This window comes from Endozoicomonas sp. YOMI1, assembly GCF_024606345.1.
Taxonomy (GTDB): Bacteria; Pseudomonadota; Gammaproteobacteria; order Pseudomonadales; family Endozoicomonadaceae; genus Endozoicomonas.
In genome coordinates this window covers 1-7,304 of the sequence record NZ_JAHHPM010000527.1, presented here as the reverse complement: position 1 = coordinate 7,304, position 7,304 = coordinate 1, and the positions used below count along the sequence as shown (strand labels likewise).

The following is a 7,304-nucleotide window of genomic DNA, read 5'->3' as shown; positions in this document are numbered from 1 at the left end:
CTACGGCACACACTCGTCATTCCGCCTTGCCCAGCGGTCCAAAATGACTTGCTCGCTATCATATTTAGAAGGTGGAATTGGTATAACATAATCGACAACTACACTTAACGCTGCTGAAGCCTCTTGGAAAGCAGAAAATAGACAACCCGAAAATCCTTTATTGCATTTGCACCGTACACCTTCGTCTGATAGCAATAAGTAATGGTTATGCTGTTTAACTATAAAGAAGCACACCACAACGTTCAAAGGCTGGTTCTGCTGACTGCCAACTGATTGCTCAAAGTCCAACACCAACACCCAGGAGAGGAAACGTGGCTGAGAATACTGCGAGTCAGAAAGACTACAGTGTCACCCCAGACGCTCATCCAAAAAAAACAACCCGAACGCTGGTTCTCAATGAAGGCAACCCTGAGAAAAAACGGCAGGAGTTGATAGATTATTTTCACCAGACTTTTGATCAGTATAACCTGCTGTTTGAAACCCTGGCGTGCCAGGAAGCCTGGTATGAAAAAGCAATTCCCCTCCGTCACCCGCTGATCTTCTATTATGGGCACACTGCCGCTTTTTTTGTTAACAAGCTGATCACCGCAAAACTGATCTCGGAACGAGTTGACCCTTATATCGAGTCCACCGTTGCCATTGGTGTGGATGAAATGTCCTGGGATGATCTGGACGACAGTAACTACCAATGGCCAACCGTTCAACAGGTTCGTGACTATCGCAGCAAAGTCAGGGCATTGGTTTCCGGTTTCATTCAGAACATGCCACTGGAGATACCCATCAACTGGGAGAGTCAGGCCTGGGTCATCCTGATGGGCATTGAACATGAACGCATCCATCTTGAAACCTCATCGGTACTGATTCGCCAGCTGCCAATCTCCTACGTCCAGCCACACAGTTACTGGAAACACTGTACTGAAACAGGGTCAGCACCGGAAAACCGTCTGATTGAGATGCCCGGTGGATCACTTCACCTGGGCAAAGATTACGATGATTCTCTCTACGGCTGGGACAATGAATATGGACGCTGCGAGGTTGAGGTCACACCATTCAAAGCCAGCGAATACCTGGTCAGCAATCAGGAGTTTAAAGCCTTTATGGATGCCGGTGGTTATGACAATGAACGCTGGTGGACGGATGAAGGCTGGGCCTGGGCAACGTTCAGCAACACTGATGGTAAAGCGCGCCACCCTGAATTCTGGGTCCCCGAAGGAGATAGTTATCGCTACCGCACCATGCTGGCAGAGATCGATATGCCCTGGAACTGGCCAGTAGACGTCAACTGTCATGAAGCCCAGGCCTTTTGTCGCTGGAAGTCAGAAGTGACCGGCAAACAGATCCAGCTGCCCAGTGAAGCCGAATGGTATTGCCTGAGGGAAGCCATTAATACTGACCAGCCCTGGTGGGATAAAGCCCCTGGAAATATCAATCTCGAATACTGGTCCTCATCCTGCCCGGTTGACCAATTCAGAACCGGAGAACTGTGCGACATTATTGGGAATGTCTGGCAATGGACCACCACTCCCATTGACGGTTATGAAGGATTCCGTGTTCACCCCTGCTACGATGATTTCTCAACCCCAACCTTTGATGGGCGCCACAATCTGATTAAAGGGGGTTGCTGGATATCAACCGGCAACTACGCTATTAAAGAATCCCGCTACGCCTTCCGCCGCCATTTCTTTCAGCATGCCGGTTTCCGTTACGTAGAGTCCAGTGCCATGACCAATACCTCCAGCAACCCTTATGAGAGTGATGCCCTGGTTGCACAATATCTGGCGTTCCATTTTGGCGAGTCTTACTTTGATGTACCAAACTACCCTGAAGCCTGTGCCCGCCTCTGTTATGAAGTAAGTGGTGATACACCCCGAACACGGGCACTGGACCTGGGCTGTTCAGTCGGGCGCACCAGCTTTGAATTAGCCCGCTGGTTTCAACATGTGGATGGCATCGACTTCTCTGCCCGATTCATTTCTGCGGCGGCTGAGCTGCAGGAGCGGGGAAAAATACGCTACCACCTTCCAACGGAAGGAGAACTGGGTGATTACTTTATTGCAGATACCGGTGAAATGGGTTTGGATGATATTGATACCAGCCGTATCCACTTTACTCAAGGGGATGCCTGCAACCTGAAGCCCATTTTAAACGACTATGATCTTGTTTTTGCCGGCAACCTGATTGATCGCCTGAATAACCCGGCGCAATTTCTGGGCATGATACATGAGCGCATACGCCCCGGAGGCATCCTAGTTATCACTTCACCCTATACCTGGCTGGAAGAGTATACGCCCAGGCAGAACTGGCTCGGTGGAATCCGTGAAAATGGTGAAGCCCTCGACACCTATACCGGACTGCAAAGAGCGTTGAGCAAACATTTTGAGGAGGTACGCCCCCCCGTTGATATCCCGTTTGTGATCAGGGAAACAGCCCGGAAATATCAACATACGGTTGCTCAGTGCACGGTATGGCGGCATAAAGCATAGCGATCAGGCTCTGTAACTGCTTGTCTTACCTGAAGGCCGATTGAATAAAGTTATGGTGAACATTGTTTCCCTAGAGAGCAACGCCAAACACTTACACGGATCGCCAACAATATAGGGTATGCTTACTCCTCCCCCTGACACACCGTGAATGGAACCTAATAGTCATTTTGAGGTCAAATGGCAGTATTTATAGTTCAGGTGTGCAGGGTTTATTTTGAAAGCAACAGCATCAACTTACTCCCACCCAAAACCTGCTGGCCGGGTTGACCAACAAACCAACAGGAACCCTAACCGCTCCAGAAGTACATTTTACGGTAAAAGAGTCTCAAACCATCAATCTCATAGAGGTAAACTACCCCTCTGAATGATGGCAGATGTCTTGAGGATGCTTTTTGGAAAAAAAACCATTACAGGGACGTCAGTTCACCTCGGCGGGGGTGCTTGCAGCCTATGGAAATGATACAACGTCGCTGAGAAGTGGCTTCTTCCCGCAAAAACTTTGCCTGCAGAACATTTTGCATAACAGTAGAAAAGTTACCCCGGACCAGGTCATTCAAGAATTCAAACGGGAGCCAGATCGAAATAATAAGTACAAAGTAGCGATAGCGCGCTTTAAGGAAGAATGTTGCCTGAGGGGCTTGGTGTTGAATGGCCAGCCGGTCACACCGGATGCGGTGGTTAAGGATTTTCAGGCAATCAGAGCGACACTGGAACTGGCGCGCTTTAAGGAACAATGTTACCTGAGGCGCCTACCGTTGAGTGGCCAGCAGGTCACACCAGACGCGGTGGTTAAGGCTTTCCCGGATAGTCCGGAAGGCAAACTGGGGATAGCGCGCTTTAAGGAAAAATATTGCCTGAAAGTTGAATGGTAACTACCTGGACAACCAGACAGTATTGGCAGCGTTTGATGAAGTCCCCGGGGATCATTCTTTAAGGCAAGCTGAATACCTGATACAAAGGTTGAATCAACCTCAGTGGCACAATCAAACCAATGAAGCTCAGGATATCATTCAAAAGGCCTGGCAAATCTTAAACAGAGTACCGGTCAAAGAAGAAAAACAACATCAACTGCAATGTATATTGAAATTCATGGCTATGAAAAATGAATTGACCATTGATCATCAGGAAGTGTCTGCAGAACAGGTATTGCAATCCATCAAAACACTCGGGAGTTCATTGAAGAATTCACGCATAGCTTTTTTTTTCCTGGCACACTGCTATATCACCAGCCAACTTGTTAATGGACGAAAAATCCATAAGGATCAGGTTCTGGAGTGCCTGCAAAGCTTTCCTGAAGGAAGCAAGCTGCATCATGCTTTGGACTACTGGTTTGAACAATGCAGCTCTGAAGCTAATATAATGGAAAATTTACTGTTTAAACGGAAAAATTCCGTTATCCCAAGGAGTGATAGTCCTCACGGATATGCAGTCTCTGCTAATCAACATGAGGCTCCGGATCAGTTCAGTTTATCTGTTGATGAAACACTGTGGATTGATATTTGATTTAAAAAACCTACTATTGAGAACTTATGAGTCCCGGATAATGCCTTCAGACCTGAATAATAATAATCCCTGCCGGAACTAATTAATGTCTGACTGGTCATAATTACTGCATTGCTATGCATGCAGACAATCAAATAGACATTTTCGCAGCCATTTATATATTCCAGGAGAATCAACGATGATTTCATCTTCTACCCAACCACCTCAATTAGCAGGAGTAACAACACCACCTGTCAGCACCACAGGAACAGGAGATGTCCAGACTGAGAAAGCCTCCGTAAACCCGGAACTTAAAGAACTTCAAGATGTTTTTTCAGATCGATTAGAACAGGCAAAAAGCGGGTTATCTCAAAACCCTGAGGCGAAACAAGTAATCATAGATCTTGCTAACAGTTTTGGCCTTTTCCAGGACGCTGACAACAGAAGTAGCATGGAGGAGAAGAATAATGATAACTTCGTGGCTCTTGCCCTGGCTCAGTGTAATCTTGCCAACAAACAGGGCTTTGACAAACTTCAACAAGTTTTAAGCACTCAAAATGACATTTTTATGAGCATCCACGTAGATGATGATGCAGCAAGCGCACGAAGCAAGGAACCCCATCTGGAAGCACTGGAAAGAGATCTTGGAGTAATTTCAAGGGAAGATAATAACACCAAGCCCAAGTCAGGTTCCTATAGCATGGGGGTTGAACGGCAGGGCTTTGTAGAAAAACAAATCGAAGAGTGGTTTCAGGAAGAGAAAAGGCAACCTGTTAAAGATGCACTGATGCTGTTAAAGAATCAGATGACATCAGGTGCCGATATAGGTCCTATCGAGAAAAGCGTTACGGAACTGCAGTTTGGAACAGCAGTGGACCTGGCCAAATTTTCGGCCAATTTCAAATACCCTAATCCTGAGATTTTTAGCCAGGCAAGAGAAGAACTTCTGAATAAATCCAGTGAATTAGAACAGCATTTTGCCAATAAAAAAGACCTGCCCAGTGTTTTACAAGGCAAAGTTTCAAATGACATAATGGAACGAGTAATAAATGCGTTATCCCGCCCTGTATCTGAAATGAGCACAGAAACACTGGTGCTGGCTGCAATCATTACGCCCTATACGGAGAAAGACCTGAAGTCATACTTGAAAGCTGCCCAGATATTGTCGCTAAAAACAGCAGCGCAAAAAGACAATCCCGAACTCTCCAATAACACTGCCCTTGCAATGGGTCTGGAGCGTAGTGATGCCATGGTTAGAGAGCATTTTAAAGGCGGTGCACAATATGCTGCCAGCAGTGCTGCTAACGAGCTTCTTAAAAGCCTGACGCCATTGCCTGAAGATATGGCCGCAATGGCCTAAGCCTGTACAATCCCGTGCCCCCCTTTGATATCTTGAAGGGGCGGCACTTCCCTGGTTCAGAAAAGTGCTAATTTCCATACAGCCTCCCAGGAGGCGAAATTGCCGCTTAAGGCAGTCTATTCTCGAACAGCCTCCAAACTGCCCACCCTTTTTTTTCTAATCCAGTAAAAAAAAACAGCATCTGTCTCTTGATGCCGGAGAAGCTGGTGCTCCAGGAAATTACAGAACTTTGGGATATCACGTTTAGTGGAGGGGTCAGTAGCCAATACCCGAACCACGTCACCAGGTGCCATATCCCTGATTTTATTGTGCAGCATCATCACCGGCTCCGGGCAGAACAGACCACAGGTATCCAGCTCATGCTGCACATCAATAGTGCCAACGTTCTCTTCAAGCAACATATCTGACATCAAACGATAAACCAGTCTTTCAGACCAGCTCCTCATAAAAGGTCATGTCGGGCCGCAAACCAGACATTGTTCTTACTAAAATGGCGATAAACCCAGATCAAACCCAGGCCCCGGGCGGCCATAAAAACCGTGTAAGCAAGCCACAAGCCCTGATTTCCCATATCACGAAACAGGAACCAGACTGGAAGAAAAACCAGAGCCGTGGCAATCAGCATCGTGTTCTGCATCATATCGGTTCTGACCGCGCCAATAAAGACACCATCCAACCAGAAACACCAAACGGCAATCAGAGGCATGGCTACCAGCCAGGGCAGGTAAACAGACGCTAGCTCTGCAACTGCCGGGATATTGGTCAACCGGCCCAGCAAAGCGTTCCCGCCAAGACCAAGAAACAGACAGAACAGCCCGCCACAGATCAGAGAACACCAGCCGGTTACCCTTACAACCTGATGAAACTGTCGGCGATCGCCTTTGCCTATCGACTCACCGGTCAAGGCTTCTGCTGCGTGAGCAAATCCATCCAGGCCATTGGAAATCAGCACCATCAGATTCAGCAGCAGCGCGTTGGCAGCGAGCACTTCATCCCCCAGGCGAGCGCCCTGGGCGGTAAAAAATGCCTGTACTGATAACAGACACAATGTACGGACAAACAGGTGGCGATTCAGCATGATCAGCCGACGAAACGCAGCAATATCAAACACCATTTCAGCACTGAACTGTCCATCATCACAGGTCAGAATTCGCCTTACCATCAGCAATCCAAGAGCCAGTGCCAGATAGTCAGCAATCACCGTGGCCATCGCGGCACCCTGAGTTGCCCAGCCCAGACCGAGAACCAACAACAGGTCCAGCACAATATTGACCGCATTACCCACAACCAGGATAAACAAGGGCCCCTTAGGCATTTGCATTCCTATCAGCCAACCAATCAACGCATAGTTAACCAATACGGCTGGTGCTGAAAATATCCGGATCTGAAAGTAGATTTCAGTCTGACCCGCCACCACATCACTGGCTGCAAATAAAGGCAAAGCAAAATGTAAAATCAATGGGGAACAAAGAATCAGCAGCAAGCCAGTCAGAGCAGCAAAAATTACGGACTGTAACAGCCACTTTCTCAGGGCATAACGGTCATTACGGCCCTTTGCCTGGGCAACCGGCCCAGTGGTTCCCATTCTCAGAAAACCAAAAGCCCAGAAAATCATACTGAACATGGTTGCCGCAACGGCAACACCACCCAGATATTCCGGTGAAGAGAGATGACCAAGAACAGCGGCATCCACCAGCCCCAGCAGCGGTACCGAAATGTTGGAGATAATGGCAGGCCAGGCAAAATGCCACACCCGCCGATAAGTTGCCGAAGCCGATAGCAAAGGGTCAACTCCTTCTGCGCCTTAATAATACCAATTCCACCTTCTATATGAGCTGCGCAGCCATTTTGAACCGCTGGATCTTCGTTGGGATTCCTCGCAATACCCGAGGGCACAAGTAGCCCTGCTATTACTCGTCATTCTGCCTTGCCCAGCTGTCCAAAATGACTTGCTCGCTATCATATTTAGAAGGCGGAAT

The 7,304-nt window shown here is 47.9% G+C and carries 6 protein-coding genes; 4 read left to right on the top strand and 2 right to left on the bottom strand.

Annotated features, from left to right (window positions below; all coding sequences use genetic code 11):
• Nucleotides 1-311 precede the first annotated feature (311 nt).
• The 4 genes from ovoA (at nt 312) to KDK15_RS18775 (ending at nt 5,325) form a co-directional block, all read left to right on the top strand.
• Nucleotides 312-2,483, top strand: a complete 2,172-nt coding sequence (ovoA, locus tag KDK15_RS18790) for a 5-histidylcysteine sulfoxide synthase (RefSeq protein ID WP_257296928.1) — start codon at nt 312-314, stop codon at nt 2,481-2,483.
• Between the two features lie 392 nt (nt 2,484-2,875).
• Entirely contained in the window at nt 2,876-3,355 is a 480-nt protein-coding gene (locus KDK15_RS18785; protein WP_257296927.1) for a hypothetical protein, read from the top strand.
• Nucleotides 3,345-3,986, top strand: coding sequence for a hypothetical protein (locus KDK15_RS18780; protein ID WP_257296926.1), 642 nt, complete (start codon nt 3,345-3,347; stop codon nt 3,984-3,986). The genes KDK15_RS18785 and KDK15_RS18780 overlap by 11 nt, the downstream gene beginning before the upstream one ends.
• 178 nt (nt 3,987-4,164) lie before the next feature.
• Entirely contained in the window at nt 4,165-5,325 is a 1,161-nt protein-coding gene (locus KDK15_RS18775) for a hypothetical protein (protein WP_257296925.1), read from the top strand.
• A gap of 116 nt (nt 5,326-5,441) precedes the next feature.
• On the opposite strand, the gene tusA is transcribed toward KDK15_RS18775, so the two are convergent.
• Both tusA and KDK15_RS18765 read right to left on the bottom strand, forming a co-directional pair.
• Nucleotides 5,442-5,735, bottom strand: a complete 294-nt coding sequence (gene tusA, locus KDK15_RS18770) for a sulfurtransferase TusA (protein ID WP_257296924.1) — start codon at nt 5,733-5,735, stop codon at nt 5,442-5,444.
• 32 nt (nt 5,736-5,767) lie between these two features.
• Nucleotides 5,768-7,108, bottom strand: coding sequence for an MATE family efflux transporter (locus tag KDK15_RS18765; RefSeq protein ID WP_257296923.1), 1,341 nt, complete (start codon nt 7,106-7,108; stop codon nt 5,768-5,770).
• Nucleotides 7,109-7,304: the final 196 nt, after the last annotated feature.

Excerpts from the sequence above, each read along its gene's own strand:
- tusA (WP_257296924.1), bottom strand. The coding sequence starts at position 5,735 with ATGTCAGATATGTTGCTTGAAGAGAACGTTGGCACTATTGATGTGCAG.
- KDK15_RS18775 (WP_257296925.1), top strand. The coding sequence starts at position 4,165 with ATGATTTCATCTTCTACCCAACCACCTCAATTAGCAGGAGTAACAACA.